We start from the raw sequence: 26,800 nt of genomic DNA, 5'->3' as shown, positions 1-26,800 counted from the left end.
GCGGGCGCTCTCAGTCCAGGTAGTCGCGCAGGACCTGTGAGCGGCTCGGATGGCGCAACTTCGACATAGTCTTGGATTCGATCTGGCGGATGCGTTCCCGGGTCACGCCGTAGACCTGGCCGATCTCGTCAAGGGTGCGCGGCTGGCCGTCGGTAAGGCCGAAGCGTAGCCGCACCACGCCCGCCTCACGCTCGGAGAGCGTGTCCAGCACCGACTGCAGTTGATCCTGCAGCAAAGTGAAGGACACCGCGTCGACGGCCACCACCGCCTCGCTGTCTTCGATGAAATCGCCAAGCTGGCTGTCGCCCTCGTCGCCGATGGTCTGGTCCAACGAGATCGGCTCGCGGGCGTATTGCTGGATTTCCAGCACCTTCTCCGGGGTGATGTCCATCTCTTTGGCCAGCTCCTCGGGCGTGGGCTCGCGGCCCAGGTCCTGCAGCAGCTCGCGTTGAATGCGGCCCAGCTTGTTGATCACCTCGACCATGTGCACCGGGATGCGGATGGTGCGGGCCTGGTCGGCCATGGCGCGGGTGATGGCCTGGCGAATCCACCACGTAGCGTAGGTGGAGAACTTGTACCCCTTGGTGTAGTCGAACTTCTCCACCGCGCGGATCAGCCCCAGGTTGCCTTCCTGGATCAGGTCGAGAAACGCCATGCCCCGGCCGGTGTAGCGCTTGGCTAGCGAAACCACCAGGCGCAGGTTGGCTTCCAGCAGATGGTTTTTCGCGCGATCGCCGTCGCGGCAGATCCACATCATGTCGCGGCGCTGGGCGGCAGGCAGCTTTTCGCCGCGCTCGCTAAGCTCGGTCATCAGCTGCGTGGCGTACAGGCCAGCCTCGATCCGCTTGGCTAGCTCGACCTCTTCCTCGGCGTTGAGCAGCGCTACCTTGCCGATCTGTTTGAGGTAGGCGCGAACCGAGTCGGCGGATGCGGTGAGTTCGGCGTCCTTGCGTGCTTGACGCAGGGCCTCCGACTCGTCTTCATCCCAGACGAAATCACCGGAGGCCTTGTCCTTTTCGGTGGGTTCAGCGATCTCCTCGTCGTCATCGGCGGTCTGGCCGGGCGCGACGGCCGCCTCAGCTTCGAGGTCTTCGTGGTCTTCGTCGTCGCCCGAGTCGAGGTCGTCGTCGGCGTCCGGCGCCACGTCGTCCTCGAGGTCATCGAGGTTGAGGTCGGCGGCGTCAAGGTCGAGGTCCTCGCCGGGCTCGACGTCGAGGTCTGGTTCAGCGTCGAGCTCCTCGACGGAGTCCAGGGCGTCCTCGGGATCCGTTGCGGCTTCGTGCTGGGCATCCTTGGGCGCCCGTGGCTTGGTCGCGTGGCCGCGGGCCGACGGTGCCTTCGCGGCGGCGGATTTGGCCGCGGCGCGGGTCTTCCTTTTCGGGATGGTGCTGGTCGTAGTGTCCTGGGGTGCCGAGGCGGGCTTGACGGACCGGGCCGCGGGCTTGGTAGCCCGCTTCGCGGGTGGGGAGCCACTAGCGGACTTCGCCGCTGTTCGCTTGGCGCCGGTCTTGGCCCCGGACGCGGAAGCCGCGGGCGACTTGGTGGCGGTGCGTTTTACCGGCTCATCGGTCGCCGTGCTTGCTTTGGTCGCTGCCACATACACCCCTTCGGTCGTTACTCACTTCCGGTTGGGTCTGGGCGTGCGTAACCGAAAGTGTCTGCTATGTCGAATGTCGGCGTTGATATCAGCGTGAATACTCGCGCGCTATCGGTCGGGCGGCCGCCGCTGACCATTGTAACTTTACTGCGCACGAGTACAGCCCGAGCGGGCAAGTTTCAGTGCGTCGTATCTGCGACAGAGGCCATGGCCGCACCGACAATTCCGGCGGTGTTCTGCAGGGCCGCGGGCACTACTGGTGTGCGGTTTTCCAGTAGCGGCACCCATTTGTCGGCCTTGCGGCTGATGCCGCCGCCGGCGATGAACAGGTCAGGCCAGATCGCGTTCTCGATGGCGATGAGCACGCGTATCACCTGCTTGGCCCACTTTGGATAGGTCCAGTCGTTCTTTTCCTTTACCGAGGAGGCGGCCCTTTCCTCCGCTTCCTTGCCGCCGACCTCAAGATGTCCGAACTCGGTGTTGGGTATCAACGTCCCGTTGTGGATGACCGCGGACCCGATCCCGGTTCCGAATGTGAGCAGTACCACTAAGCCAGGGTTGTTCTTGCCGGCCCCGTAGCGTGTCTCGGCCAGCCCGGCGGCATCAGCGTCGTTGAGGATGGTGACCTGCTGACCGCCCAGCTCGGCGCCGATAGTGTCGCGTGCGTTGGTCCCTATCCAGGACTTGTCCACGTTAGCCGCGGTCCGGACGACGCCGTGAGTGACGACGCCGGGATAGGTCACCCCCAGCGGACCCCGCCAGCCGAAACCGTTGACGACCTCGGCGATGGTTTTGGCGACCGCCAACGGAGTGGCCGGTTGCGGGGTCAGCAGCTTGATCCGGTCGCCGATCAGCTGGCCGGTGTCCAAGTCGACGATTCCGCCCTTGATGCCGCTGCCGCCGACGTCGATGCCGAAGCCATGACGCTGTGTCGTGGCACCCGGTGTTTCGGACGTCTCGGGGCCGGTGCTGGTCATCGAATCTCCTCGGCGAGACGTGGATGACCCTCACCTTAAACTGCGGCCCGGCAGTTGCGAGGGCGTTATGGCCGCTGGAGTCCACGCCACCATGCGGGTGGCGACTGTGATGCGATAGGCCGGTGACACGACCTGACAACGAACCCGCGCGGCTGCGCTCTGTGGCCGAAAACCTTGCTGCCGAGGCGGCGGCCTTCGTTCGCGGTCGTCGGGCCGAGGTTTTCGGCATCTCCAGGGCGGGCGACGGCGACGGCGCGGTGCGCGCGAAGAGCAGCCCGACCGATCCGGTGACCGTGGTCGACACCGACACGGAGCGGCTCTTGCGTGATCGGTTGGCTCAACTTCGGCCCGGTGACCCGATTCTCGGGGAGGAAGGTGGTGGTCCCGCCGACGTGACGGCTACACCCTCCGACCGGGTCACTTGGGTGCTCGACCCCATCGACGGCACGGTGAATTTCGTCTACGGCATCCCGGCGTACGCGGTGTCGATTGGGGCACAGGTTGGCGGCATCACGGTGGCGGGCGCGGTCGCCGACGTCGCCGCTCGCACGGTGTATTCGGCGGCGACGGGCCTCGGCGCACATCTCACCGATGAGCGGGGGAGACATGTGTTGCGGTGCACCGGTGTCGACGAGTTGTCGATGGCGTTGCTGGGTACCGGCTTCGGGTACTCGGTTCGGTGCCGCGAGAAGCAGGCAGAATTGCTGGCTCATGTTGTGCCGTTGGTCCGCGACGTGCGTCGGATCGGTTCTGCGGCGCTGGACTTGTGCATGGTAGCGGCGGGTCGGCTGGACGCCTACTACGAGCACGGGGTGCAGGTGTGGGACTGTGCGGCAGGTGCGTTGATCGCCGCTGAGGCGGGGGCCCGCGTGTTGTTGTCAACGCCGAGAGCGGGCGGCGCGGGGTTGGTGGTGGTGGCTGCCGCGCCCGGAATCGCCGACGAGCTGTTGGCGGCGCTACAGCGATTCAACGGCCTAGAGCCGATCCCGGACTGAGCCGGCCGATCAGCAGCTGTTGGCGTGGATCTTGGCCAGCAGCGCGGGATCTGAGGGCTCGGTGGCGCCGGGGCGCAGGTTGGCAAGCACGGCGTCGATGTCGTCGTTGTGTGCCAGCGTGGTGAAGTCGGTGCCGAGCGCAAGGTCGACGGAATCGTCGGCGCGGCTGTCGTGATACAGCTCGGTGCACGGCGCTACCAGCCATAGTGCGGCAGCGGTGGCTTGCCCCGCCGTACCGAAGCGGATCTGGCCTTGGCAGTCCAGCCGGGTGCCGGCATAGATCGGGTCGTTGGCGGCGGTCGGCTGGGCGAAGCCCAGATCTTGCAGTGCGCCAGCGATATCGGCGGCTTGGCCGCCCCGGCCGCTGGCGTTGAGGACGTGGACTTTGGTGTCGCTCAGTTTGGCGGGTGCGACATCGGTCATGTCCGTCCGCGACACCTGTTCACCAAGGTTGGTCGGTGCTGACCCCGCCGGCTGCGGAGGCGGGTTGCAGACTGCGGCCTCGCGGACATCTGGGGGCCGCGTCAGTGCAAGAGTCCACATCACGCAAGTCACCACCACGAGGAAGGCCACCACGACGATAGCGGGTCGGGGGTTGCGTCGCCGAAAGGGCCGTCCGTGCTTGTCGAAAGCGGTACCCTCGGTGATTTGTGCGACCACACGTGCACTTTAATCCGCTGACGACGCGTGCCGGCACGGCGCGGTGAGGAGGCGGACCATTGGGTGTAGTTCGCACCCAAAAAGGCACCGTTTAGGGCCGCGTACAAGGTGCAATATGAATATGTGATGTAAATCACACTTGAATAGGCCACGATACGGGCACGAATCGTTTGGTGGACGCGTTCGACGCTGGTACAAAGCGTTGCTTGAAGTTATGAGGCATGTGAGGGGATAGGAATGCCTACCGACTATGACGCTCCGCGGCGTACCGAGACCGATGATGTCTCGGAGGACTCGCTTGAAGAGCTCAAAGCACGACGGAACGAGGCGGCGTCGGCCGTGGTCGACGTGGACGAATCCGAATCCGCCGAGTCCTTCGAACTGCCTGGCGCCGACCTGTCCGGCGAAGAACTGTCGGTGCGCGTCGTACCCAAGCAAGCTGACGAATTCACCTGCTCGAGTTGCTTTTTGGTGCAACACCGCAGCAGGTTGGCCAGCGAGAAGAACGGCGTGATGATCTGCACCGACTGCGCCGCCTGATAGGTCAGCTGCGCAGCGCCGACAACACCCGCTCCGGGTGGCGGCAGCTCACCAACCAGTACGGCGTGGGATCGTTGGGGTCGTCGAGGACAACCAGAACCATGGGCCCCACCCAGGCCCGATGCAGGACGTAAGCTGCCGGATCGAGTTGTCGGCCCAGCGCCGCAGATTTAGCCGTGGCCGGGATTTCGGCTGATCGGGCGATCACGGCTACCGGCAGATGCGCTGGTCCGGCCCATAGCTTCACTCCGGCTCCATCCGCTGAGCCGGCGGTGACCCGAATTTCGACACGTCCGAGCCATAGCAGCGTCCCGGCTGCGACTGTGAAAAGCGTTGCGAACGGTACCCAGTCGGGTAGGGCCGCAACGCCCAGGTTTACTTCAAACGCGATAAGCGCCGCTAGCGCGAAAGCCAATGGCCACCACCACCAGGGCACCCACAATCGCTCGCGGTATCGCACGCTGTGCGGCGCGAGGCGCGTCCCAGACACGCGGTCAAGGGTAGTCTGTGGCCCCGTGTCGACCACTCTGGCGATCGTCCGCCTCGACCCCGGGCTCCCGCTGCCCAGCCGCGCTCACGACGGCGACGCCGGCGTTGATCTCTACAGCGCCGAAGACGTCGAGCTGGCACCTGGGCGCCGCGCCCTGGTACGGACGGGTGTTGCGGTCGCCGTCCCGTTCGGCATGGTCGGGCTGGTCCATCCGCGCTCCGGGTTGGCCACGCGGGTGGGGCTTTCGATCGTCAACAGTCCGGGCACCATCGACGCGGGTTATCGTGGGGAGATCAAGGTGGCCCTGATCAACTTGGACCCAGCCGCGCCCATCGTGGTACATCGCGGTGACCGAATCGCCCAGTTGCTAGTGCAACGGGTTGAGTTGGTCGAGCTGGTCGAGGTCTCGTCGTTCGACGAGGCCGGGCTGGCCTCGACATCCCGCGGCGACGGTGGCCACGGTTCCTCCGGCGGACATGCGAGTTTGTGACCCCGGCGACGATGCAAAGGAGGGCGCGATGAGGTGGGGGTACCACCCGCTTACGGGGGAGAGCGGCGCTCGCCATGGCATTCGGTAGACGCACAGGCAAAGACGGTGGCAAACGCAAGGCCGGACACGCCCCCGTCCAGCCGGCCGACGAGCACGTCCGACCGGAGGACACCGTGGTGGCCAGCGCTGCCGCCGCGTCAGGCGTCGAAGACCAGGAGGAGCTTCAGGGCCCATTCGACATCGACGACTTCGATGACCCTTCGGTGGCGGTGCTGGCCCGGCTGGACTTGGGCTCGGTGCTGATTCCGATGCCGGCCGCGGGTCAGGTACAGGTCGAGCTGACCGAGAGCGGTGTTCCCAGCGCGGTGTGGGTCATCACACCCAACGGTCGCTACAGCATTGCGGCCTACGCGGCACCTAAGACCGGCGGGCTCTGGCGTGAGGTGGCCGGCGAACTCGCCGACTCGCTGCGCAAGGACTCGGCCAAAGTTTCGATCAAGGATGGCCCGTGGGGTCGCGAAGTGATCGGCATCGCCGCCGGTGTGGTGCGCTTCATCGGGGTCGACGGCTACCGCTGGATGATCCGATGCGTCGTCAACGGCCCACAAGAGACAGTCGATGCGCTGACCGAGGAGGCCCGTGAGGCGTTGGCGGACACCGTGGTCCGCCGGGGCGATACCCCGCTGCCGGTACGGACGCCGTTACCGGTGCACCTGCCCGAGCCGATGGCGGCGCAACTAAGGGAGGCTGCGGCGGCACAGGCCGACACGCAACGCCAAGCCGCCGCGGGGGTTGCACGCCGCGGCGCTCAAGGATCGGCGATGCAGCAGTTGCGCAGCACGACGGGCGGCTAGCCCGACGACCCCAACAGTACGAGCGCGCCGCGTAGCGGCGTGAGGAGGAGTCGGGCGATCGGGACTAGCTCGACGACCTCAACAGTACGAGCGCGCTGTTCGCTGAGGCTGTAACTCTGCAGGCAAAGTGCGAGTGGGGGCCTGCAAAATTACAGGCTCGGCGACCCAAACGGTACGCGCACTCCGCCGTCGGACAAACAGGCGATCAAGCGCCCGAGACCTCGGCGAGAGCGGCCAGGCAGGCAGAGCCCAGCGCGGCGGCGTCCGCGCCGATCTCGTCCAGCGTCACCGTCCGTAGCGCCGCATGCGGAGCTACGGACACCCAGTCGGCAGCGACCTGCAGCGGGTGGATCGGATCATCGACCGCCGCGGCCACGGCCAGCGGCGCGACCAGCCGGGCCAGCTCGGCGCGGCTTGGGGCGACATAGGCCGCCGCCTCCTCCATAGCATCGGGCAGCTCGGGCCACTGAACTCGCCACGATCGGGTCAGCTCCTCGGCCAACCAGACGGGGCTAGATGCACGCATGCGTGTGGTCGTCGCCGCCAGACCGTCGCAGCGCAGCCGCGCTGCCGTATACCGCGCTGCCTGCGCGGCAGGTGCTAATTCAGGTTCCCCGGTCCAGGCCGGCAAGGCGGCCAGGACGGCGACCGCGCGATCGGGATGTTCCAGCGCCCACGCCGCCGCCACTGCGGCTCCGAGCGAGACGCCGCCGACGACAACCGGCCCGTCGCGCGCGGCGTCGTCCAGGGCGGCGCGATAGCCGTCGATCAAGCGACCAGGATGCGGAACGGGCGTCACCAGCACCGCCCCGGCGCGTCGCAGGGGGGCGGAAAATGCTCGCCGGACGTAGTCGTTGTCCGATCCGGTTCCCGGCAACAACACGGTTGTGACCCCATCCAAATCGACAGCCATCCCTTGATAGTGCCCGCCACTTTGGGGTGCTCCAAGGCCAACGGTGGCGCCCGGGAACCAACAGGTCTACGGTGGCCGTTGGCATAGGTGGAATACGCCGGCAGTTGCACGAAACTTCCATAACGTAGGTGACGTGTCAGGAGAGGCCATGGGGGCCCAGGGTTATCTGCGCAGGCTCACCCGTCGGTTGACGGAGGACCTGGAGCAACGCGACGTCGAAGAGTTATCCGACGAGGTGCTCAATGCCGGCGCACAGCGTGCGATCGACTGCCAGCGCGGCCAGGAGGTCACGGTGGTTGGCACCCTGCGTAGCGTGGAAACCAATGGCAAGGGTTGCTCGGGTGGTGTTCGCGCCGAATTGTTCGACGGCAGCGACACCGTCACGCTGGTGTGGTTGGGTCAACGCCGGATACCCGGCATCGACACGGGCCGTACCCTGCGGGTGCGCGGCCGGCTGGGCAAGCTGGAAAATGGGACGAAGGCTATCTACAACCCGCATTACGAAATTCAGCGGTGACTATCCGGCAGTCGGAATTGCCGGTGTCTCGTGAACGCTAACCGCACTAGCGCCCAGCGCCTGTTGGCGCAGGCCGGCGGAGTGAGCGGCCTGGTCTATTCGTCATTACCGGTGGTGACTTTTGTGGTTGCTTCCAGCGCCGCCGGCTTGCTGCCCGCGATTGGGTTCGCCCTGAGCATGGCGGGGTTGATCCTGCTGTGGCGGCTTTTGCGCCGGGAATCTGCGCGGCCGGTGGTTGCCGGATTCTGCGGGGTAGCCGTGTGCGCGCTGATCGCGTACCTGGTGGGACAGTCCAAGGGGTACTTCCTGCTGGGCATCTGGATGTCGTTGCTGTGGGCGGTGGTCTTCACACTGTCGATCCTGATCCGGCGGCCGATAGTCGGCTACTTGTGGAGCTGGCTCAGCGGGCGCGATCGCGCCTGGCGCGACGTGTCCCGCGCTGTCTTTGCGTTTGACGTCGCCACCCTGGGTTGGACGCTGGTTTTTGCTGCCCGGTTCATCGTCCAAAGGCACCTCTACGACGCCGATAAGACGGGTTGGCTGGGAGTGGCCAGGATCGGGATGGGTTGGCCGCTGACCGCCCTCGCCGCGCTGGCCACCTACGCGGCAATCAAGGCAGCCCAGCGCGCCATCTTGGCCTCTCACGACGCCGCGGCCGTCGGAGGTGCAGCTGAATTCGACGCCGACGCCGGCCGCGAGTAGAGCCCGCCGGTTACATGGACGGCAGCAGCAGCCTGCTCAGCTCCTCCTCGGCTTCGGTGACTGCGACGAAGAGCAACTCGTCGCCGCCTTCCAGCGGCTCGTCGGCCTCCGGCACGATGACTCGTGGCCCGCGCAGGATTGTCACCAGCGCGGCATCCCGCGGCAGCTGAAGTTTGCGCACCGGTTTGCCGCCCCACGGCGTGTTGTCGGGCAGGGTGATCTCTACCAGATTGGCCTGACCCGTGCGGAACTCCATCAGCCGCACCAAGTCGCCGATCGTGACGGCCTCTTCGATCAGCGACGCCAGCATGCGGGGTGTGGACACCGCGACGTCGACCCCCCAGGCGTCGTTGAACAGCCACTCGTTGCGGGGATCGTTGACCCGGGCCACCACCCGCGGCACCGCGAATTCGGTCTTGGCTAGCAGGCTGAGCACCACGTTGACCTTGTCGTCCCCGGTGGCGGCGACGACCACGTCGAACTCTTCGAGGTGAATCGACTCCAGCAGGCTCAGTTCGCAGGCATCGCCAAGCCGCCAATGCGCCTCCGGGATGGCGGCGGCGTCGAGGTGGTCGGGGTTGCGCTCGATCAGGGTGATGTCGTGTCCGTTTTCCACGAGTTCGCGGGTGACCGAGCGGCCCACCGCACCCGCTCCGGCGACAGCTACTTTCATCGTCGAGCCCCCGACTCGAAGTCCTCACTGGGTGGCAAGGCTGCGATGGCCGCTGCCTCTGCGGCCCGGCCGGATATCGCAGCGATATAGACCTTATCGCCGGCCTGTAGGACCGTCTTCGGTTCCGGCAATACACCGGTTCCGAATCGGATCAGAAACGCAATCCGAGCGCCGGTGGCCTGCTCAAGATCGGTCGCCCGGTGGCCCACCCAGTCTTCGTGTAAGACGACCTCGGCGACCGCGACGGTACCGGTAGGATCGCGCCACTTGGCGGTTTCGGTGTCCTGCATTAGCGCGTTGAGCAGCCGATCGGTGGTCCAGGGAACGGTGGTAATGGTGGGGATGCCGAGTCGCTCATAGACCTCGGCGCGCTTGGCATCATAGATCCGCGCGACGACGCGCGGCACACCGAAGGTTTCCCGGGCCAACCGCGCCGAGATGATGTTGGAGTTGTCGCCGGAGGACACCGCGGCGAATGCGTCGGCCCCCTGGATGCCCGCACGCAGCAGCACATCTCGGTCGAAGCCCTGACCCAACACCCGCTCGCCGGCAAACTGCGGGCTGAGCCGATTGAAGGCGGCGCTGTCACGGTCGATGATCGCGACTTCATGGCCTATCCGGGACAGTCCGTCGGCCACCGAAGCCCCGACCCGGCCGCACCCCATCACAACCACCCGCATTAGAGGTCCTCTCGGCTGTGTCCGGTGCGCCGTACGCGATCGGCAACCCGCGGTGGCCAGCCGATTTACGTCGGCGAACATTCTCGTCTAGGGAACGCTACCGCCACGCTCGGATAGGCCTACCCTTGGCTCTCGTGTCCAAACTTTCAACCGCGGCGCGTCGGTTGCTGATCGGCCGGCCGTTTCGCAGTGACCGGCTCAGTCACACCTTGTTGCCCAAGCGGATCGCCTTGCCGGTGTTCGCCTCGGATGCGATGTCGTCGATAGCCTACGCCCCCGAGGAGATATTTCTGGTGCTCTCGGTGGCCGGCCTGGCGGCCTATTCGATGGCGCCGTTGATCGGCCTGGCGGTCGCCGCGGTTCTGCTCGTGGTGGTGTCTAGTTACCGGCAGAACGTGCACGCTTACCCCTCCGGTGGGGGCGACTACGAGGTTGTCACCACCAACCTGGGTGCTACCGGCGGTCTCGTGGTTGCCAGCGCCCTGATGGTGGATTACGTTCTCACCGTTGCTGTTTCGATATCGTCGGCGGCGTCCAACATCGGCTCTGTGAGCCCGTTCGTGTACGAGCACAAGGTGTTGTTTGCCGTCGGCGCGATCGTGCTGATCATGGCGATGAACTTGCGTGGGGTTCGGGAATCCGGGTTGGCGTTCGCGATCCCGACCTATGCGTTCATCGCCGGAATCGGCACCATGCTCGTGTGGGGGTTGTTCCGGATTTTCGTGCTGGGCAATCCGGTTCGGGCCGAGTCCGCGGCTTTTGAAATGCACGCAGAGCACGGCCAGATCGTCGGTTTCGCGCTGGTGTTCTTGGTGGCGCGCTCGTTTTCGTCGGGGTGTGCGGCGCTGACGGGTGTCGAGGCGATCAGCAACGGGGTGCCGGCGTTTCAAAAGCCCAAGTCGCGTAACGCGGCAACCACGCTGCTGATGCTGGGCATCATTGCGGTGAGCATGTTTATGGGCATGATCGTGCTGGCCGTAGAGACCGGGGTCCAGGTCGTCGACGATCCGGACACCCAGCTGACGGGCGCCCCGCCGGGTTATCAGCAAAAGACGCTGGTCGCACAACTGGCGCAGGCCGTGTTCGGGGGCTTTTACCTGGGGTTCTTGCTGATCGCCGCGGTGACAGCGCTGATCCTGGTGTTGGCCGCTAACACCGCCTTCAACGGCTTCCCGGTGCTGGGCTCGGTGCTGGCGCAGCACAGCTATCTGCCGCGCCAGTTGCACACCCGTGGGGACCGGCTGGCGTTCTCCAACGGAATCCTGTTCCTGGCGGCGGCGGCGATCGGGGCGGTGGTCGCGTTTCGTGCCGAGTTGACCGCGCTGATCCAGCTGTACATCGTCGGTGTGTTCATCTCGTTCACCATGAGTCAGGTCGGCATGGTCCGGCACTGGACCCGGTTGCTGAGCGCCGAGACCGATCCGCGCGCCCGTCGCGCGATGCTGCGCTCCCGCGCGGTTAACACGGTCGGCTTCGTGTCCACCGGTACCGTCCTGCTCATCGTGCTGGTAACGAAATTCCTTGCCGGAGCATGGATCGCGATCGTCGCCATGGGAGGGTTCTTCATGATGATGAAGCTCATCCACAGGCACTATGACGCCGTCAACCGGGAGTTGGCGGAACAGGCCGAGGAAGCCGAGATAACGTTGCCCAGCCGCAATCACGCCGTCGTGCTGGTGTCGAAGCTGCACCTGCCGACGTTGCGCGCGTTGACCTACGCACGAGCGACCCGGCCCGACGTGTTGGAAGCCGTGACGGTCAACGTCGACGATGCGGAAACCCGCGAGCTGGTGCGCCAGTGGCAGGACAGCGATGTGAGCGTGCCACTCAAGGTCATCGCCTCGCCGTACCGTGAGATCACCCGGCCGGTGCTCGATTACGTCAAGCGGGTCAGCAAGGAATCGCCACGGACCGTGGTGACGGTATTCATTCCGGAGTATGTCGTGGGGCGCTGGTGGGAACAGCTGCTGCACAACCAGAGTGCGCTGCGGCTCAAGGGCCGGTTGCTGTTCATGCCCGGCGTGATGGTGACTTCGGTGCCTTGGCAACTGACGTCGTCGGAGCGGATCAAGACGTTACAGCCGCACGCGGCTCCCGGTGACACGTGACGGGGCATCTTCGATTGACCCGCGCCGGCGACGATGCAGAGCAAAGCGATGGGGAGGAGCGGCGCCAGTGACCCGCGCCGGCGACGATGCAGAGCAAAGCGATGGGGAGGAGCGGCGCCAGTGACCCGCGCCGGCGACGATGCAGAGCAAAGCGATGGGGAGGAGCGGCGCCAGTGACCCGCGCCGGCGACGATGCAGTGAATCTGACGTTGGTCACCGGAGCGCCCGCGAACGGCGGTAGCTGCGTGGCGCACCACGAGGGCCGGGTGGTTTTCGTCCGCTATGCGTTGCCCGGTGAACGAGTGCGGGCGCGGGTGACCGCGCAACGTGGCTCTTACTGGCACGCAGAGGCTTTCGAGGTGATCGACCCGTCGCCCGACCGGATCGGGTCGCTGTGTTCGATCGCCGGGGCCGACGGCGCCGGGTGTTGCGATCTGGCGTTTGCTGCTCCGGAGGCGGCCCGCACACTTAAGGCGCAAGTTGTGGCTAACCAGCTGGAACGGCTCGGGCGGCACAGCTGGCAGGGCGAGGCGCAACCGCTGTCGGATGCCGGCCCCACGGGTTGGCGTATTCGAGTCCGGCTCGACGTGGGCGCAGACCGTCGTCCAGGTTTTCACCGCTACCACAGTGGCGAGCTGGTAACCGACCTGGACTGCGGGCAGTTGCCTGTCGGCATGCTAGACGGCCTGGTAGCGGCTGACTGGCCGCCGGAAGCCCAGCTTTACGTGGCTCTGGACGACGACGGCGAGCGCCATGTGGTCTGTTCCGTGCGGCAGGGCCCTCGGAATAGGACCCGAACCGTGACCAACGTGGTGGAGGGCGCCTACCACGCCCACCAGCGTGTGCACCGGCGCAGCTGGCGGGTGCCGGTAACGGCCTTTTGGCAGGCGCATCGCGACGCGGCGGCGGTCTACAGCGATCTGATCGCTGACTGGGCTCAGCCCGCCCCCGGCATGACCGCCTGGGATCTCTACGGTGGTGCGGGGGTTTTCGCTGCGGTGCTGGGTGAGGCGGTCGGGGAGTCCGGACGGGTGTTGACCGTCGACACTTCGCGCCTGGCATCCGGGGCCGCACGTGCCGCGCTGGTCGATTTGCCCCAGGTGGAGGTCGTCACCGGTTCGGTGCGGCGGGTGTTGGCAGTGCAACCCGCCGGCGCGGATCTGGCGGTGCTGGATCCACCGCGATCAGGCGCTGGGCGCGAGGTTGTCGACTTGCTGGCCGGTGCGGGGGTGCCACGGTTGATACATATCGGTTGCGAAGCGGCGTCTTTCGCGCGCGATATCGGCCTCTACCGTGGTCACGGTTACGCCGTGGAGAAGATCAAGGTGTTCGACGCGTTCCCGCTGACTCACTACGTCGAGTGCGTTGCGCTGTTGACCCGAAAGGTGTAGAGGTCATGCAGCTGCTCGACCAGCTCGCCCGTGGTCGTCGTGGGTTGCTCCGTATACAGCAGCGCAGCTAGTAGTCTTGGGTTGGCGCTCCGGGAAGACTGGTCGGAACCAGGTATCAGCATTGGCGCGGTGACTTTCTGGTTACTTGGATGAGCCGGCGCACCGCGCTCGCCCGAAAGGGAACGGAGCCAATCATGACGGCGCTCAACCGTGCTGTGGCATCGGCGCGTGTGGGAACCGAGGTGATCCGCGTGCGCGGGCTCACCTTCCGCTACCCAAAGGCGGCCGAGCCGGCGGTGCGTGGCATGGAGTTCACCGTCGGCCGCGGCGAAATCTTCGGGCTTCTAGGTCCCAGCGGCGCGGGCAAGTCCACCACCCAGAAGCTTCTCATCGGGCTGCTGCGCGACCACGGCGGCCAGGCCACGGTGTGGGACAAAGAGCCGGCCGAGTGGGGACCCGATTACTACGAGCGCATCGGGGTCTCCTTCGAGCTGCCCAACCACTACCAAAAGCTCACCGGGTATGAGAACCTGCGCTTCTTCGCCTCGCTGTACGCCGGCGCGACGGCCGACCCGATGCAGCTGCTGGCCGCCGTCGGCCTGGCCGATGACGCCCACACCCTAGTGGGCAAGTACTCCAAGGGCATGCAGATGCGGCTGCCCTTCGCCAGGTCGCTGATCAACGACCCGGAGCTGCTGTTCCTCGACGAGCCCACCTCCGGGCTGGACCCGGTGAACGCCCGCAAGATCAAGGACATCATCGTGGACCTGAAGGCGCGCGGCCGCACGATCTTTCTCACCACGCACGACATGGCCACCGCCGACGAGCTGTGCGACCGGGTGGCGTTCGTCGTCGACGGCAGGATCGTCGCACTGGACAGTCCCACCGAACTGAAGATCGCTCGCAGCCGGCGGCGGGTGCGGGTGGAATACCGGGGCGACGGCGGGGGACTCGAGACCGCCGAGTTCGGCATGGACGGCCTTGCCGACGACCCGGCGTTCCACTCCGTGCTGCGAAACCACCACGTCGAGACCATTCATAGCCGCGAGGCCAGCCTCGACGATGTCTTCGTCGAGGTCACCGGCAGGCAGCTGACATGACCCGGTTGGTGCCTGCGCTGCGGCTCGAGCTGACGCTACAGGTGCGGCAGAAGTTCTTGCATGCCGCCGTTTTCTCCGGACTGATTTGGCTGGCAGTGCTGCTGCCGATGCCGGTCAGCCTGCGCCCGGTCGCCGAACCCTATGTCCTGGTGGGTGATATCGCGATCATCGGGTTCTTCTTCGTCGGCGGGACCGTGTTCTTCGAGAAGCAGGAGCGCACGATCGGCGCGATCGTCTCGACGCCGCTGCGGTTCTGGGAGTACCTGGCTGCCAAACTAACTGTGCTGCTGGCGATCTCGCTGTTCGTTGCGGTTGTCGTGGCCACCATCGTTCACGGGCTTGGTTACCACCTGCTGCCGCTGGTGGCCGGCATCGTGCTGGGCACACTGCTGATGCTGCTGGTCGGCTTCAGTTCCTCGTTGCCGTTCGCCTCGGTGACCGATTGGTTCCTGGCGGCGGTCATCCCGCTCGCGATCATGCTGGCGCCGCCGGTGGTGCACTACTCCGGCCTGTGGCCCAACCCGGTGCTTTACCTCATCCCCACCCAGGGGCCGCTGCTCTTGCTCGGCGCGGCGTTCGATCAGGTGAGCTTGGCGCCCTGGCAGGTCGGGTATGCGGTGGTCTACCCAATCGTGTGTGCGGCGGGATTGTGCCGGGCGGCCAAGGCGCTATTCGGCCGTTATGTCGTGCAAAGATCGGGTGTGCTGTGAGAGCGATATCGAGCCTTGCGGGCCCACGGGCGTTGGCCGCGTTCGGCCGCAACGACATTCGAGGCACCTACCGCGATCCGCTGCTGGTCATGCTCGTCATCGCACCGGTCATCTGGACCACCGGAGTCGCGCTGCTCACGCCGCTGTTCACCGAGATGCTGGCGCGGCGTTATGGATTCGACCTGGTCGGATACTACCCACTGATCCTCACCGCGTTCCTGTTGTTGACCAGCATCATCGTCGCCGGTGCGCTGGCCGCGTTCTTGGTGCTGGACGACGTAGACGCGGGCACGATGACGGCGCTGCGAGTAACCCCGGTGCCGCTGTCGGTCTTTTTCGGCTATCGTGCGGCCACCGTGATGGTGGTGACCACCATCTACGTCGTCGCGACGATGTCGTGCAGCGGGATCCTCGAACCGGGCCTGGTGTCTTCACTGATTCCCATCGGACTGGTGGCCGGCCTGTCGGCGGTGGTCACGCTGCTGCTGATTCTTGCGGTGGCGAACAACAAGATTCAGGGCCTGGCGATGGTCCGTGCGCTGGGCATGCTCATCGCCGGGCTGCCCTGCCTGCCGTGGTTCATCAGTTCCAACTGGAACCTCGCGTTCGGCGTCTTACCACCGTACTGGGCTGCCAAGGCATTTTGGGTCGCCAGCGATCACGGCACCTGGTGGCCGTATCTCGTCGGGGGTGCCGTCTACAACCTGGCCATCGTCTGGGTGCTGTTTCGGCGCTTTCGCGCTAAGCACGCGTGAGCGTTGGCGCTTAGCCGAACACGAAGTACCGCAGCCACAGGTAGACCGCCGACAACACGAGCGAGACCGCGGTCACCACCGCGCCCTTGCGGGTGAACTTCCAGAACGAGATGGGAGTGCCCGAGCGCCGGGCGATTCCGAGCATGACGACATTGGCGCTGGCTGCCACGGCGGTCAGGTTGCCGCCGAAGTCGGCGCTTAGCGCCAGTGCCCACCAGAACGTGTCGGGGTGGACGTGGCCCGGCATCGCGGCGACCAGTTCGGTCACGATGGGCGTCATCGTGGCGACGTAGGGGATGTTGTCGATGATGCCGGACACCGGTGCCGAGATGCCGAGAATCAAACCGACTGTGAGTAACTCGTTGCCGCCGGTCAGCTCGGTTGCTGCCCGCGCCAGTTGCTCGACGACACCGGTCTTCACCAGGGCCCCCACCATGACGAACAGCCCGGCGAAGAACAGCAGGGTGTCCCACTCGACGCTGGACAGGTAGTCGGATCGCTCCAGCCCCGAGAACCGTACGAGCACACCGGCGCCCAGCAGCGCCACCAGAGACGGCTGGATGTGCAGCACCGGATGAGCGATGAAGGCCGCAAACACCAGCACCAAGACGACACCGCACTTGATGAGCAGCCCGCGATCGTGGATGGCTTCGCGCTCGTTGAGCGACAGCACGTCGGCAACTCGGTCGGGCTCGGCAGTGACGGAGCCCAGCAGCCAGGGCAGCAGACCGATCAGGGCGATCATGACGACGAGCACGGCCGGGGCCATGTGGATCAGGAAGTCGTTGAACGTCAGTCCCGCCCGGCTGGCGATGATGATGTTCGGCGGGTCGCCGACCAGCGTGGCCGCGCCGCCGACATTGGACGCGAAGACTTCGGCCACCAAAAACGGCGTGGAATTGACCCCCAGTCGATCACATACCAGTAGCGTCACCGGCGCGATCAACAACACCGTGGTGACGTTGTCCAGCAGGGCCGACCCCAGCGCGGTCACCAGCACCAGCAGGATCATGATGCGCAACGGCGCGGCGTTTGCGCGTTTGACGGCCCAAATCGCGACGTATTCGAAGACGCCGGTGTGCCGAAGCACGCTGACGATGATCATCATGCCCAAGAGCAGAAAGATGACGTCCCAATCGATTCCGGCTTCGTGCGAGTAGAACACGTCGTCCGATCCGACGATCCCGGCGCCGACCATGATCGCCGCGCACGTCAGTGCCACCCGGGTCTTGCTGACTCGGTCGCTTGCGATAAGTGCATAGCCGGCTACGAACACCGTGATGGCGATGATGCTCATCGGCCATCCTCCGAATCTTCTCGTAGGCCGCTCATCGCGGCGTCGTCTGGTGCTACAGGTCTGTCGGCAATACAGATGGTCAGTGCAACAACACGAAGTACCGCAACCACAGGTAGATCGCCGCGAGCGCGATCGAGACGGCCGTGACCACCGCCCCTTTGCGGGTGAACTCCCAGAACGAGATGGGAGCTCCTGCGCGCCGGGCGATTCCGAGCATGACGACGTTCGCGCTGGCGCCGATTGCGGTCAGGTTGCCGCCGAAGTCGGCACCCAGGGCCAGCGCCCACCAGGGGGTGTCGGTGCTGGGTTGACCCCCCATGACCGCGACCAGCTCCGCGACGAGGGGCGTCATCGTGGCGACGTAGGGAATGTTGTCGATAATTCCCGAGATCGGGGCGGAGACGCCGAGGATTAGGAACGCGGTGGCCACAATATTGCCGCCGGTCAGCTGGGTCGCTGCCCGCGCGAGATCGTTGACGACACCGGTCTTGACCAGCGCTCCGACCATAATGAACAGCCCGGCGAAAAACAGCAGCGTGTCCCACTCGACGCTGGATAGATACTCGGATCGCGTCAGACCCGAGACCACGATCAGCATCCCAGCGCCCAGCAGCGCCACTAGAGAAGGCTGGATGTGCAGCACCGGATGGGCGACGAAGGCCGCGAACACCAGCACCAGCACGGCGCCACATTTGACCAGCAGTCCGCGGTCGCGGATGGCTTCACCCTCGTCGAGCGCCATGACATCGGCAATTCGATCGGCTTCGACCGTGATCGAGCCGAACAGGCGGGGCAGCACAGCGATGAGGGCGATCAGCACAATGACTACCAGCGGTGTCAAGTGCAGCATGAAGTCGTTGAACGTCAATCCCGCCCGGCTGGCCACGATGATGTTCGGCGGGTCACCCACCAACGTCGCGGCGCCACCAATGTTGGAGGCGAAGACTTCGGCCATCAGGAACGACGTCGTGTTGATGTTTAACCGGTCGCACACCAATAGCGTGACCGGCGCGATCAACAACACCGTGGTGACGTTATCCAGCAAGGCTGACGCCAACGCGCTCACCAATACCAGCAGGATCATGATGCGTAGCGGCGAGCCGCGGGCGCGCTTGGCGGCCCAGATCGCGGTGTATTCGAACACCCCCGTCTGCCGCAGCACTCCGACGATGATCATCATGCCCACCAACAAGAAAATGACGTCCCAGTCGATTCCGGTGTCGTGGGAATAGAAGATGTCGTGGGATGTGATCACTGGTAGGACGACCACGGCCGCCGCGCCGGTCAGCGCCACCATCGTCTTGTTGACGCGATCGCTGGCAATCAGAACGTAGGCCGCCACGAAGATGGTGACCGCGACGACGCTCACGAGGTCAAGTCTTCAGTGCCGCAGCAAGCAGGCGCGATGCGGTGACCACCCCGAGCAGCGAGCCGTCTTTGACCACCGCGAGCAATGGGCTGCGCAGCCGTGCCATCACCGCGGCCACCTCGATGATGGTGTCGTCGGCGTTAGCCGGGGGAACCTCGACCAGGTGGTCAGGCAACACGTCGCGGACCTTTTTGCCGCTCAATCTCTCGGCGCACCGGTCGGCCGTCGATTCGTTGAGCACACCGGCCAGTAAGGGATCGTCTTGCACATAGCGGGGCACGATGAAGCGCACGACCTGTGAGGCAGGGAGTACCGCATACTGTTTGCCCGCTCCGGCGGTGACCAATAGTCCAGGCAGACGATGCTCTGCGAGCATGCGGGCAGCATCCAGCGCGTCGGAATCGATGCTTACGACGGGATAGTCCTCCGCCATTTGCTCGGCACGCATATCCCGACGATACGTCGCAAAGGTGGGCGCGGTTGGGTCGATGTTTACCTTCATATCGAACTCCGGAGTTGGATGACAATGAGTCGCCGACCAGGCTTCCCGGCGCGCCGGCCACCGACGCTATCAAAGTGGTTCGGCCCTTTTGATCGGCGGCCGCATGCTGGGCCAATGGGGGGGTTGCTGCGTACACTAGCGAAATGCTGCAACAGATCCGCGGGCCCGCTGATCTGCAGCACCTTTCCCAGGCGCAGCTTCGGGAGCTGGCCGCCGAGATCCGTGAGTTCCTGATCCACAAGGTTGCCGCCACGGGGGGGCATCTGGGGCCGAACCTGGGAGTGGTGGAACTCACCTTGGCGCTGCACCGGGTATTCGACTCGCCGCACGATCCGATCATCTTCGACACCGGTCACCAGGCCTACGTCCACAAGATGTTGACCGGACGCAGCCAGGACTTCGCAACCCTGCGTAAGAAGGGCGGGTTGTCGGGGTATCCGTCTCGTGCCGAGAGCGAGCACGACTGGGTGGAGTCGAGCCACGCCAGCGCGGCGCTGTCGTACGCGGACGGGTTGGCCAAGGCGTTCGAGTTGACCGGACACCGCAACCGGCATGTGGTCGCGGTGGTCGGTGACGGTGCGCTCACCGGCGGTATGTGCTGGGAGGCGCTGAACAATATCGCCGCATCCCGCCGGCCGGTGATTATCGTGGTCAACGACAATGGGCGCAGCTACGCGCCCACAATCGGGGGCGTCGCCGACCATCTGGCCACGCTGCGGCTGCAGCCGGCCTACGAGCAGGCGCTGGAGACGGGCCGCGACCTGGTGCGCGCGGTGCCGCTTGTCGGCGGTCTGTGGTTTCGATTCCTGCACAGCGTCAAGGCCGGCATCAAGGACTCGCTGTCGCCGCAGTTGCTGTTCACCGACCTCGGGTTGAAGTACGTCGGCCCGGTCGACGGCCATGACGAGCGGGCGGTGGAGGTCGCGCTGCGCAGCGCGCGGCGCTTCGGTGCACCGGTGATCGTGCACGTCGTCACCCGCAAGGGCATGGGCTACCCGCCGGCCGAGGCCGACCAGGCCGAGCAGATGCATTCCACGGTCCCGATCGATCCGGCCACCGGACAAGCCACCAAGGTGGCCGGCCCAGGCTGGACGGCGACCTTCTCTGATGCACTTATCGGCTACGCCCAGAAACGCCGTGACATCGTGGCCATTACCGCGGCCATGCCGGGCCCCACCGGGCTGACCGCGTTCGGGCAGCGCTTCCCGGATCGATTGTTCGACGTCGGGATCGCCGAGCAACACGCGATGACGTCGGCGGCCGGGTTGGCGATGGGTGGGCTGCACCCCGTGGTGGCGATCTACTCGACGTTCCTGAACCGGGCGTTCGACCAGATCATGATGGATGTGGCGCTGCACAAGCTGCCGGTCACCATGGTGCTGGACCGTGCCGGGATCACCGGTAGCGACGGCGCCAGCCACAACGGAATGTGGGACTTGTCGATGCTGGGTATCGTGCCCGGCATCCGGGTGGCAGCGCCCAGAGACGCCACCCGGTTGCGTGAAGAACTCGGCGAGGCGCTCGACGTCGACGACGGCCCGACGGCGTTACGGTTCCCCAAAGGTGATGTGGGAGAAGATATTTCGGCTTTGGAGCGGCGTGGAGGCGTGGATGTGCTGGCGGCGCCCGCCGATGGTTTGAACCACGACGTCCTGTTGGTGGCCATCGGCGCGTTCGCACCGATGGCGTTGGCGGTGGCCAAGCGGCTGCACAACCAGGGGATCGGTGTGACGGTGATCGACCCGCGCTGGGTGTTGCCGGTGTCTGACGGTGTGCGCGAACTGGCGGTGCAGCACAAGCTGCTCGTCACGCTAGAGGACAACGGGGTCAACGGTGGGGCGGGGTCAGCGGTGTCGGCCGCGCTGCGGCGCGCGGAGATCGACGTGCCCTGCCGCGATGTCGGGTTGCCGCAGGAGTTCTACGAGCACGCGTCTCGAAGCGAGGTGCTGGCCGATCTGGGGCTTACCGACCAGGACGTGGCCCGGCGGATCACCGGCTGGGTCGCCGCGCTGGGTACCGGGGTGTGTGCGTCCGACGCGATTCCAGAACATCTCGACTAAGAGCCATCATCGCCCTGGGCGCCGGCGTCCGGAGCCCCTGTCAACGCCGCGGTCAGGATGGGGACCACTAGTTCGAGCTGCCAGGCCCGTGCCTGGCCGGTGCGCAGGTACGCCTCGACAGCGGCAATCGGGTCTGGAGAACTCTGCGAGATGTCCTCCCATTCCCAACACAGCCGTCGCACCAGATCAGGTGAGACCAGGTTCTCGGTCGGTACCCGCACCCGTTGCGACACCTCCGTCAGCGCCGCGCGCGCCGCATCCAGCCGTGCGGCGGCTGCCGGTTTCCGTCTGACCCACCGCCCCGGCGGCGGCGGCCCGTTTGCCGGTTCGGCGATCTCCGGCGGATCTGGGCTTTCGCGTGCGGCTGCCAGTGCCGCCCACCACACAGCCGCGCTGCGACGTTGGTTGCGTCCGCCGAACACCGGTAACGCGACAAGGTCGTCGACTGACTTTGGGTCGGCGATGGCGGCATCGATAATGGCCGAGTCCGGCAAGATCCGGCGGGGCGCGATGTCGCGGCGCTGGGCGATTCGGTCACGCGCTGTCCACAATTCGCGGACCGCGGCCAGCCCCCGCCGGTCATGCACTTTGTGGATACCCGAGGTTCGTCGCCAGCGGTCCTGCCGGGCGGCCGCTGGGGGTGGCCTTGATTCGAACGACCGCAGGTGCTCGAATTCCTGCGCAGCCCAATCGGTTTTGCCTTGCTCGGCCAGCACCCGCGAGATCGCCGCGCGTAGTTCGATGAGCAGTTCCACGTCCAACGCCGCGTAGTTCAGCCAGGCCGAGGGTAGCGGGCGCTTGGACCAGTCGGCCGCGCCGTGGCCCTTGGTCAATCCCAGTCCAAGTAACCGCTCGACCATGGCCGCCAGGTTCACTCGATCGAACCCGGCCAGGCGCCCGGCAAGCTCGGTGTCGTATAGCGCTGGCGGTCGCATACCGACCTCGGCGAGACAGGGCAGATCCTGATCGGCGGAGTGCAGGATCCACTCGTTGGTGCTGAGCACCTCGGCGACCGGCGCCAGCACGGTCAACGGGTCACCGCCGTGGCTGACCGGGTCGATCAGTACGGTGCCGGCCTCGGCCCGCCGGATCTGAATCAGGTAGGCGCGGCCGGAGTAGCGGAAACCCGACGCCCGCTCGGCGTCTACCGCGAACGGTCCGCGCCCGCGGTCCAGTAGTTCTGCGGCAGCGGCGATTTCACCGACGGTCACACACAGATCCGGTATCCCACCGGCGGGCCGGAGCAAGGGGGTGGGTTCCGATTCCGTGCCTTCGGACTCAGCAGCTCCCGCGTGAGACGGCTCGGGGCACATGTCAGGCGCGTGACCGCGAGCCCAGGTCGGTGACCCCGGCTGGCGGCAGGCCGGCCGCGTGCTCCAGGACGTCGCAGAACGCCTGGACATGGGCGCCCAGATCGGGGGTGGTCGCCGTCCATGACGCCCGTAGCTCCAGCTGGTGAGCGCGCGGCGGCCCGGAGATGTCGCCGTATCGCACCGATGTGGTGGCGGTGACAGTGCCGCCCAGGGCCCTCACCTGGTCGGTGCGCGCTGTCAGCGCGTCCACCAGCCAACTCCATGCCACCTCGGGCAGCAGGGGGTCGACGGCTTCACTCGAGTCCAGGTCGGCCTGGACATAGGCGACCAGGCGAATAGTGCCGTCCCATGCATCGGAGCCGTCCGGGTCATACAGCATGATCAGCCGGCCGAAGGCGTCGCCCTCGGAACGCTCCGGAATGACGTCGAGTTCGGGATGCTTGATCTCGGCTCCCAGCGCATAGCTGTACGGAGCTAGCCGCTGCGGCGGTCGGATAGGGCCGAGTTCGATTTCCGGCCGCACGGTGACAGCGTTCATCGCCGCTACTGCCTCGCGGAATAGGGCCGGCTCGGCGGAGGTCAAGCGCCGCTCCTCCTCATCGCTGCGCTCTGCATCGTCGCCGGCGGAGGTCAAGCGCCGCTCCTCCTCATCGCTGCGCTCTGCATCGTCGCCGGCGGAGGTCAAGCGCCGCTCCTCCTCATCGCTGCGCTCTGCATCGTCGCCGGCGGAGGTCACAGATTTCGACGGTAGACCTATCCGCCGACACGTGTGCACAGGCGCGCCGAACTGTGCTCAGCTGCCGGCGCCGGGATCGGGGTCGGCGCCGAACCGCGCGGGGCGCTTTTCGCGGTGCGCGGCCAGGCCTTCCCGGACGTCGGGACCACCGAACCCGATGAACTCCAGCCCGAGCGACGTTTCGAAGGCGGGACCGAACATGCGATACCAGTGATTGAGGCTGCGTTTGGTCCAGCGGATGGCGTTTTGCGCGCCAGCGGCGAGCCGCTCCGCCAGGCGTGTTGCGGTGGGGAGCACATCGTCGTCGTCGACGCAGATGGAGACCAGACCGATGCGTTCGGCCTCCTCCCCGGACAGCGGCTCGCAGGTCAGCAGGTAGTACTTGGCCTTGGCCATGCCGACCAGCAGGGGCCAGCAGATCGCCGCGTGATCCCCCGCGGCGACCCCGAGTTTGGTGTGCCCATCGATGATCTTCGCGGCGCGGCCCGCCACCGAAATGTCGGCGAGCAGCGCGACAACCAGACCCGCACCGACGGCCGGGCCCCGAATCGCCGACACCACCGGCTTGTCGAAGTTGACCAGGTTGAGCACCAGGTCGCGGGCCTCGCGCATGATGCGCAGCCGGCCCTGGTAGTCGCCGATGGTTTCGGCGATCAGGTCGAAACTGCCGCCGGAGGAAAAGGCCTTGCCTTCACCGCGGACCAAGACCACGCGCACGGCCGGGTCGCGATCGATCACCGGCCAGATGTCGGCAAGGTCGCGGTGCATGTGCGGCCCGACCGAGTTCAGCCCGGGGGAGTCCAGCACCAGCTCCAGCACGCCTTCGTGACCAGGTTGGTCGTGGATTTCGCAGCGCAGGCTGGGGAAGTCGTCGTAGGTAACTGGCATTGGGTCGATGTTACGCAGGTGCGGGGTGGCGGTCGTGGCAGCATTGAGTTCGATGAGTACCCGTCGCGACCTTCCGCAGTCGCCGTATCTGGCCGCCGTCACCGGCCGCAAGCCCAGCCGGGTGCCGGTGTGGTTCATGCGGCAGGCCGGGCGCTCGTTGCCCGAATACCGGGCGCTGCGCGAGCGGTACAGCATGCTGGCGGCCTGTTTCGAACCGGACGTGGCCTGTGAGATTACCCTGCAGCCGATACGCCGCTACGACGTCGACGCGGCCATCCTGTTCTCCGACATCGTGGTGCCGCTACGGGCGGCCGGCGTGGATTTGGACATCGTCGCCGACGTTGGGCCGGTGATCGCGGACCCGGTGCGCACCGCCGCCGATGTCGCCGCCATGAAACCACTTGATCCACAAGCGATTCAACCGGTATTGGTGGCGGCTTCGTTGTTGGTCGCTGAGCTTGGCGACGTGCCGCTGATCGGTTTCGCCGGCGCGCCGTTCACGCTGGCCTCCTACCTCGTGGAGGGCGGACCGAGCCGCCATCACGCCCACGTCAAGGCGATGATGTTGGCCGAGCCGGCGAGCTGGCACGCGCTGATGGCCAAGCTGACCGACCTCACCATCGCGTTTCTGGTCGGCCAAATCGACGCGGGGGTGGACGCCATCCAGGTATTCGACTCCTGGGCCGGGGCGCTCTCGCCGATCGACTACCGCCAGTACGTGTTGCCGCACAGCGCCCGGGTGTTCGCTGCGCTGGGCGAGCATGGCGTGCCGATGACGCACTTCGGGGTTGGGACCGCCGAATTGCTGGGCGCGATGTCGGAGGCCGTGACAGCCGGGGAGCGGCCAGGCCGAGGGGCCGTCGTCGGCGTGGACTGGCGGACCCCGCTGACCGACGCCGCCGCCCGGGTGGTGCCCGGCACGGCGTTACAGGGCAACCTCGATCCGGCGGTGGTCCTGGCGGGCTGGCCGGCGGTGGAACGTGCCGCACGTGCCGTTGTCGACGACGGACGCCGCGCCGTCGACGCCGGTGCGGCCGGCCATATCTTCAACCTCGGCCACGGGGTGCTGCCAGAAAGCGATCCCGCGGTGCTGGCCGACCTGGTCTCGCTCGTACACTCGCTATGACTCCCCGCTCGTATTGTGTTGTAGGAGGCGGGATTTCGGGATTGACCTCGGCGTACCGGCTGCGGCAGGCTGTCGGCGATGACGCGACCATCACCTTGTTCGAACCGGCCGATAGGCTCGGCGGGGTATTGCGCACCGAGCATATCGGCGGACAGCCAATGGACCTCGGCGCGGAGGCGTTCGTGCTGCGTAGGCCCGAGATGCCGGCGCTTTTGGCCGAGCTGGGCCTGTCGGACCGCCAACTCGCCAGCACCGGCGCGCGGCCGCTCATCTACAGCCAGCAGCGCTTGCACCCGCTGCCGCCGCAGACGGTCGTCGGGATCCCGTCGTCGGCGGGCTCCATGGCGGGGCTGGTCGACGACGCAACCCTGGCGCGGATCGACGCCGAAGCCGCTCGTCCGTTCACCTGGCAGGTGGGCAGCGATCCCGCGGTGGCCGACTTGGTGGCTGACCGGTTCGGCGACCAAGTCGTGGCCCGGTCGGTGGACCCGCTGTTAAGCGGGGTATACGCGGGCTCGGCGGCGACGATCGGGCTGCGCGCGGCCGCCCCGAGCGTGGCCGCGGCCCTGGATCGCGGGGCGACCAGTGTGACCGACGCGGTCCGGCAGGCGCTGCCGCCGGGAAGCGGCGGGCCGGTGTTCGGCGCGCTGGACGGCGGGTATCAGGTGCTGCTCGACGGGCTCGTCCGGCGCAGCCGGGTGCACTGGGTGCGGGCCAGGGTGGTCCAGCTCGAACGCGGCTGGGTGCTGCGCGACGAAACCGGCGGCCGCTGGCAGGCCGACGCCGTCATCCTGGCGGTTCCGGCGCCGCGGTTGGCGCGCCTCGTCGATGGCATCGCGCCGCGCACACATGCCGCCGCCCGGCAGATCGTGAGCGCGTCGTCGGCGGTGGTGGCGCTGGCGGTGCCCGGCGGCACCGCGTTTCCGCACTGTTCCGGCGTGCTGGTGGCCGGCGACGAGTCACCGCATGCCAAGGCGATCACATTGTCGTCGCGCAAATGGGGTCAGCGCGGCGACGTCGCGCTGTTGCGGCTGTCGTTCGGTCGGTTCGGCGACGAACCGGCCCTGACGGCCTCCGACGACCAACTCCTGGCCTGGGCAGCGGACGACTTGGTCACGGTGTTCGGTGTGGCCGTCGACCCGGTCGACGTTCGGGTCCGGCGCTGGATCGAGGCGATGCCGCAGTACGGTCCCGGCCATGCCGATGTGGTCGCCGAGCTGCGCGCCGGCCTGCCACCGACGCTGGCCGTTGCGGGCAGCTACCTCGACGGGATCGGCGTGCCGGCCTGCGTCGGCGCGGCGGGCCGGGCCGTCACCAGCGTCATCGAGGCCTTAGATGCGCAGGTGGCACGATAGAT

General features: G+C 66.4%; 27 protein-coding genes and 7 other annotated features. Of the genes, 14 read left to right on the top strand and 13 right to left on the bottom strand.

All coding sequences use genetic code 11. The features are described 5' to 3' along the window. Positions 1-10: 10 nt before the first annotated feature. Together sigA and ppgK are read right to left on the bottom strand one after the other, a co-directional pair. On the bottom strand, positions 11-1,597 hold the full coding sequence (gene sigA / locus Rv2703; protein ID NP_217219.1) for an RNA polymerase sigma factor SigA: 1,587 nt from the start codon (positions 1,595-1,597) through the stop codon (positions 11-13). A 179-nt stretch (positions 1,598-1,776) separates the two neighbouring features. Then, positions 1,777-2,574 carry a polyphosphate glucokinase gene (ppgK, locus tag Rv2702; RefSeq protein NP_217218.1) on the bottom strand — a complete coding sequence of 266 codons (798 nt, stop codon included), beginning with the start codon at positions 2,572-2,574 and terminating at the stop codon, positions 1,777-1,779. Between the two features lie 122 nt (positions 2,575-2,696). Between ppgK and suhB the strand changes: the two genes are divergently transcribed. Further along, positions 2,697-3,569 (top strand): inositol-1-monophosphatase SuhB, encoded by an 873-nt coding sequence (gene suhB, locus Rv2701c; protein ID NP_217217.1) that lies wholly within the window; start codon positions 2,697-2,699, stop codon positions 3,567-3,569. A gap of 9 nt (positions 3,570-3,578) precedes the next feature. Here suhB and Rv2700 read toward each other — a convergent pair whose 3' ends face one another. After that, on the bottom strand, positions 3,579-4,229 hold the full coding sequence (locus Rv2700; RefSeq protein NP_217216.1) for a hypothetical protein: 651 nt from the start codon (positions 4,227-4,229) through the stop codon (positions 3,579-3,581). A 237-nt stretch (positions 4,230-4,466) separates the two neighbouring features. Here Rv2700 and Rv2699c point away from each other — a divergent pair, with 237 nt between their 5' ends. Beyond that, positions 4,467-4,769: a hypothetical protein gene (locus Rv2699c; RefSeq protein NP_217215.1), complete on the top strand. Its 303-nt coding sequence runs from the start codon at positions 4,467-4,469 to the stop codon at positions 4,767-4,769. 4 nt (positions 4,770-4,773) lie between these two features. Here the strand turns inward: Rv2699c and Rv2698 are convergent, their stop codons facing one another. Beyond that, positions 4,774-5,259 (bottom strand): transmembrane protein, encoded by a 486-nt coding sequence (locus tag Rv2698; protein NP_217214.1) that lies wholly within the window; start codon positions 5,257-5,259, stop codon positions 4,774-4,776. A gap of 25 nt (positions 5,260-5,284) precedes the next feature. On the opposite strand from Rv2698, the gene dut reads away from it, so the two are divergent. Continuing rightward, a complete protein-coding gene (dut, locus tag Rv2697c; RefSeq protein NP_217213.1) occupies positions 5,285-5,749 on the top strand; it encodes a deoxyuridine 5'-triphosphate nucleotidohydrolase in 465 nt (154 codons plus the stop codon). Further along, positions 5,745-5,820, top strand: a repeat region (51 bp Mycobacterial Interspersed Repetitive Unit,Class I). Its footprint overlaps the gene before it by 5 nt. A gap of 3 nt (positions 5,821-5,823) precedes the next feature. Next, the gene (locus tag Rv2696c) at positions 5,824-6,603 is read left to right on the top strand and encodes a hypothetical protein (RefSeq protein NP_217212.1); all 780 of its coding nucleotides are present in this window, start codon (positions 5,824-5,826) and stop codon (positions 6,601-6,603) included. A 205-nt stretch (positions 6,604-6,808) separates the two neighbouring features. On the opposite strand, the gene Rv2695 is transcribed toward Rv2696c, so the two are convergent. Then, a complete protein-coding gene (locus Rv2695) occupies positions 6,809-7,516 on the bottom strand; it encodes a hypothetical protein (RefSeq protein NP_217211.1) in 708 nt (235 codons plus the stop codon). Between the two features lie 148 nt (positions 7,517-7,664). On the opposite strand from Rv2695, the gene Rv2694c reads away from it, so the two are divergent. Next, entirely contained in the window at positions 7,665-8,033 is a 369-nt protein-coding gene (locus tag Rv2694c; protein NP_217210.1) for a hypothetical protein, read from the top strand. 30 nt (positions 8,034-8,063) lie between these two features. Then, a complete protein-coding gene (locus Rv2693c; RefSeq protein NP_217209.1) occupies positions 8,064-8,735 on the top strand; it encodes an integral membrane protein in 672 nt (223 codons plus the stop codon). Between the two features lie 10 nt (positions 8,736-8,745). On the opposite strand, the gene ceoC is transcribed toward Rv2693c, so the two are convergent. Then, entirely contained in the window at positions 8,746-9,408 is a 663-nt protein-coding gene (gene ceoC, locus Rv2692; protein ID YP_177901.1) for a TRK system potassium uptake protein CeoC, read from the bottom strand. Continuing rightward, positions 9,405-10,088, bottom strand: coding sequence for a TRK system potassium uptake protein CeoB (gene ceoB, locus Rv2691; RefSeq protein YP_177900.1), 684 nt, complete (start codon positions 10,086-10,088; stop codon positions 9,405-9,407). The genes ceoC and ceoB overlap by 4 nt, the downstream gene beginning before the upstream one ends. Before the next feature lie 134 nt (positions 10,089-10,222). On the opposite strand from ceoB, the gene Rv2690c reads away from it, so the two are divergent. The 5 genes from Rv2690c (at position 10,223) to Rv2686c (ending at position 16,152) form a co-directional block, all read left to right on the top strand. Further along, positions 10,223-12,196, top strand: a complete 1,974-nt coding sequence (locus Rv2690c) for an integral membrane protein (protein NP_217206.1) — start codon at positions 10,223-10,225, stop codon at positions 12,194-12,196. A 14-nt stretch (positions 12,197-12,210) separates the two neighbouring features. Then, positions 12,211-12,263, top strand: a repeat region (51 bp Mycobacterial Interspersed Repetitive Unit,Class II). After that, positions 12,264-12,316 (top strand) — a repeat region (51 bp Mycobacterial Interspersed Repetitive Unit,Class II). Next, positions 12,317-12,369 (top strand) — a repeat region (51 bp Mycobacterial Interspersed Repetitive Unit,Class II). Continuing rightward, the gene (locus Rv2689c; RefSeq protein ID NP_217205.1) at positions 12,370-13,587 is read left to right on the top strand and encodes a hypothetical protein; all 1,218 of its coding nucleotides are present in this window, start codon (positions 12,370-12,372) and stop codon (positions 13,585-13,587) included. It begins immediately after the preceding feature. A 194-nt stretch (positions 13,588-13,781) separates the two neighbouring features. After that, positions 13,782-14,687 (top strand): antibiotic ABC transporter ATP-binding protein, encoded by a 906-nt coding sequence (locus tag Rv2688c; protein NP_217204.1) that lies wholly within the window; start codon positions 13,782-13,784, stop codon positions 14,685-14,687. Beyond that, on the top strand, positions 14,684-15,397 hold the full coding sequence (locus Rv2687c; protein ID NP_217203.1) for an antibiotic ABC transporter permease: 714 nt from the start codon (positions 14,684-14,686) through the stop codon (positions 15,395-15,397). The genes Rv2688c and Rv2687c overlap by 4 nt, the downstream gene beginning before the upstream one ends. Beyond that, a complete protein-coding gene (locus Rv2686c) occupies positions 15,394-16,152 on the top strand; it encodes an antibiotic ABC transporter permease (protein NP_217202.1) in 759 nt (252 codons plus the stop codon). The genes Rv2687c and Rv2686c overlap by 4 nt, the downstream gene beginning before the upstream one ends. Positions 16,153-16,162: 10 nt before the next feature. Here the strand turns inward: Rv2686c and arsB1 are convergent, their stop codons facing one another. The 3 genes from arsB1 to Rv2683 all read right to left on the bottom strand — a co-directional run bounded on the left by arsB1 (position 16,163) and on the right by Rv2683 (position 19,320). Next, complete coding sequence (arsB1, locus tag Rv2685; RefSeq protein ID YP_177899.1) at positions 16,163-17,449, bottom strand: arsenic-transport integral membrane protein ArsB; 1,287 nt, start codon at positions 17,447-17,449, stop codon at positions 16,163-16,165. 79 nt (positions 17,450-17,528) lie between these two features. Next, positions 17,529-18,818: an arsenic-transport integral membrane protein ArsA gene (gene arsA, locus Rv2684; RefSeq protein ID NP_217200.1), complete on the bottom strand. Its 1,290-nt coding sequence runs from the start codon at positions 18,816-18,818 to the stop codon at positions 17,529-17,531. Positions 18,819-18,822: 4 nt separating this feature from the next. After that, on the bottom strand, positions 18,823-19,320 hold the full coding sequence (locus Rv2683; protein ID NP_217199.1) for a hypothetical protein: 498 nt from the start codon (positions 19,318-19,320) through the stop codon (positions 18,823-18,825). 143 nt (positions 19,321-19,463) lie between these two features. Between Rv2683 and dxs1 the strand changes: the two genes are divergently transcribed. Further along, positions 19,464-21,380 carry a 1-deoxy-D-xylulose 5-phosphate synthase gene (gene dxs1, locus Rv2682c; protein YP_177898.1) on the top strand — a complete coding sequence of 639 codons (1,917 nt, stop codon included), beginning with the start codon at positions 19,464-19,466 and terminating at the stop codon, positions 21,378-21,380. Here the strand turns inward: dxs1 and Rv2681 are convergent. From Rv2681 to echA15, 3 genes are all read right to left on the bottom strand, one after another. Continuing rightward, positions 21,377-22,693 (bottom strand): hypothetical protein, encoded by a 1,317-nt coding sequence (locus Rv2681; protein ID NP_217197.1) that lies wholly within the window; start codon positions 22,691-22,693, stop codon positions 21,377-21,379. The genes dxs1 and Rv2681 overlap by 4 nt on opposite strands. 1 nt (position 22,694) lies before the next feature. Next, positions 22,695-23,327 (bottom strand): hypothetical protein, encoded by a 633-nt coding sequence (locus tag Rv2680; protein ID NP_217196.1) that lies wholly within the window; start codon positions 23,325-23,327, stop codon positions 22,695-22,697. Then, positions 23,277-23,327, bottom strand: a repeat region (51 bp Mycobacterial Interspersed Repetitive Unit,Class II). Its footprint overlaps the gene before it by 51 nt. Continuing rightward, positions 23,328-23,378 (bottom strand) — a repeat region (51 bp Mycobacterial Interspersed Repetitive Unit,Class II). After that, positions 23,379-23,429: a repeat region (51 bp Mycobacterial Interspersed Repetitive Unit,Class II), on the bottom strand. A 57-nt stretch (positions 23,430-23,486) separates the two neighbouring features. Beyond that, positions 23,487-24,317, bottom strand: a complete 831-nt coding sequence (echA15, locus tag Rv2679; RefSeq protein NP_217195.1) for an enoyl-CoA hydratase EchA15 — start codon at positions 24,315-24,317, stop codon at positions 23,487-23,489. A gap of 52 nt (positions 24,318-24,369) precedes the next feature. Here echA15 and hemE point away from each other — a divergent pair, with 52 nt between their 5' ends. Both hemE and hemY read left to right on the top strand, forming a co-directional pair. After that, positions 24,370-25,443, top strand: a complete 1,074-nt coding sequence (hemE, locus tag Rv2678c; protein ID NP_217194.1) for a uroporphyrinogen decarboxylase — start codon at positions 24,370-24,372, stop codon at positions 25,441-25,443. After that, positions 25,440-26,798 (top strand): protoporphyrinogen oxidase, encoded by a 1,359-nt coding sequence (gene hemY / locus Rv2677c; protein ID YP_177675.1) that lies wholly within the window; start codon positions 25,440-25,442, stop codon positions 26,796-26,798. Before hemE ends, hemY begins: the two co-directional genes overlap by 4 nt. The last annotated feature ends 2 nt before the right edge of the window (positions 26,799-26,800 follow it).

Source organism: Mycobacterium tuberculosis H37Rv (genome assembly GCF_000195955.2).
Classification (GTDB): domain Bacteria; phylum Actinomycetota; class Actinomycetes; order Mycobacteriales; family Mycobacteriaceae; genus Mycobacterium; species Mycobacterium tuberculosis.
This window is presented reverse-complemented; position numbering and strand designations above follow the sequence as displayed.

Coding starts and splice junctions, on each gene's coding strand:
- ppgK (NP_217218.1), bottom strand. CDS start 2,574: ATGACCAGCACCGGCCCCGAGACGTCCGAAACACCGGGTGCCACGACA.
- Rv2699c (NP_217215.1), top strand. CDS start 4,467: ATGCCTACCGACTATGACGCTCCGCGGCGTACCGAGACCGATGATGTC.
- Rv2696c (NP_217212.1), top strand. CDS start 5,824: ATGGCATTCGGTAGACGCACAGGCAAAGACGGTGGCAAACGCAAGGCC.
- Rv2695 (NP_217211.1), bottom strand. CDS start 7,516: ATGGCTGTCGATTTGGATGGGGTCACAACCGTGTTGTTGCCGGGAACC.
- Rv2694c (NP_217210.1), top strand. CDS start 7,665: ATGGGGGCCCAGGGTTATCTGCGCAGGCTCACCCGTCGGTTGACGGAG.
- ceoC (YP_177901.1), bottom strand. CDS start 9,408: ATGAAAGTAGCTGTCGCCGGAGCGGGTGCGGTGGGCCGCTCGGTCACC.
- ceoB (YP_177900.1), bottom strand. CDS start 10,088: ATGCGGGTGGTTGTGATGGGGTGCGGCCGGGTCGGGGCTTCGGTGGCC.
- Rv2688c (NP_217204.1), top strand. CDS start 13,782: ATGACGGCGCTCAACCGTGCTGTGGCATCGGCGCGTGTGGGAACCGAG.
- Rv2687c (NP_217203.1), top strand. CDS start 14,684: ATGACCCGGTTGGTGCCTGCGCTGCGGCTCGAGCTGACGCTACAGGTG.
- arsB1 (YP_177899.1), bottom strand. CDS start 17,449: ATGAGCATCATCGCCATCACGGTGTTCGTAGCCGGCTATGCACTTATC.
- Rv2683 (NP_217199.1), bottom strand. CDS start 19,320: ATGAAGGTAAACATCGACCCAACCGCGCCCACCTTTGCGACGTATCGT.
- dxs1 (YP_177898.1), top strand. CDS start 19,464: ATGCTGCAACAGATCCGCGGGCCCGCTGATCTGCAGCACCTTTCCCAG.
- Rv2681 (NP_217197.1), bottom strand. CDS start 22,693: ATGTGCCCCGAGCCGTCTCACGCGGGAGCTGCTGAGTCCGAAGGCACG.
- echA15 (NP_217195.1), bottom strand. CDS start 24,317: ATGCCAGTTACCTACGACGACTTCCCCAGCCTGCGCTGCGAAATCCAC.
- hemE (NP_217194.1), top strand. CDS start 24,370: ATGAGTACCCGTCGCGACCTTCCGCAGTCGCCGTATCTGGCCGCCGTC.
- hemY (YP_177675.1), top strand. CDS start 25,440: ATGACTCCCCGCTCGTATTGTGTTGTAGGAGGCGGGATTTCGGGATTG.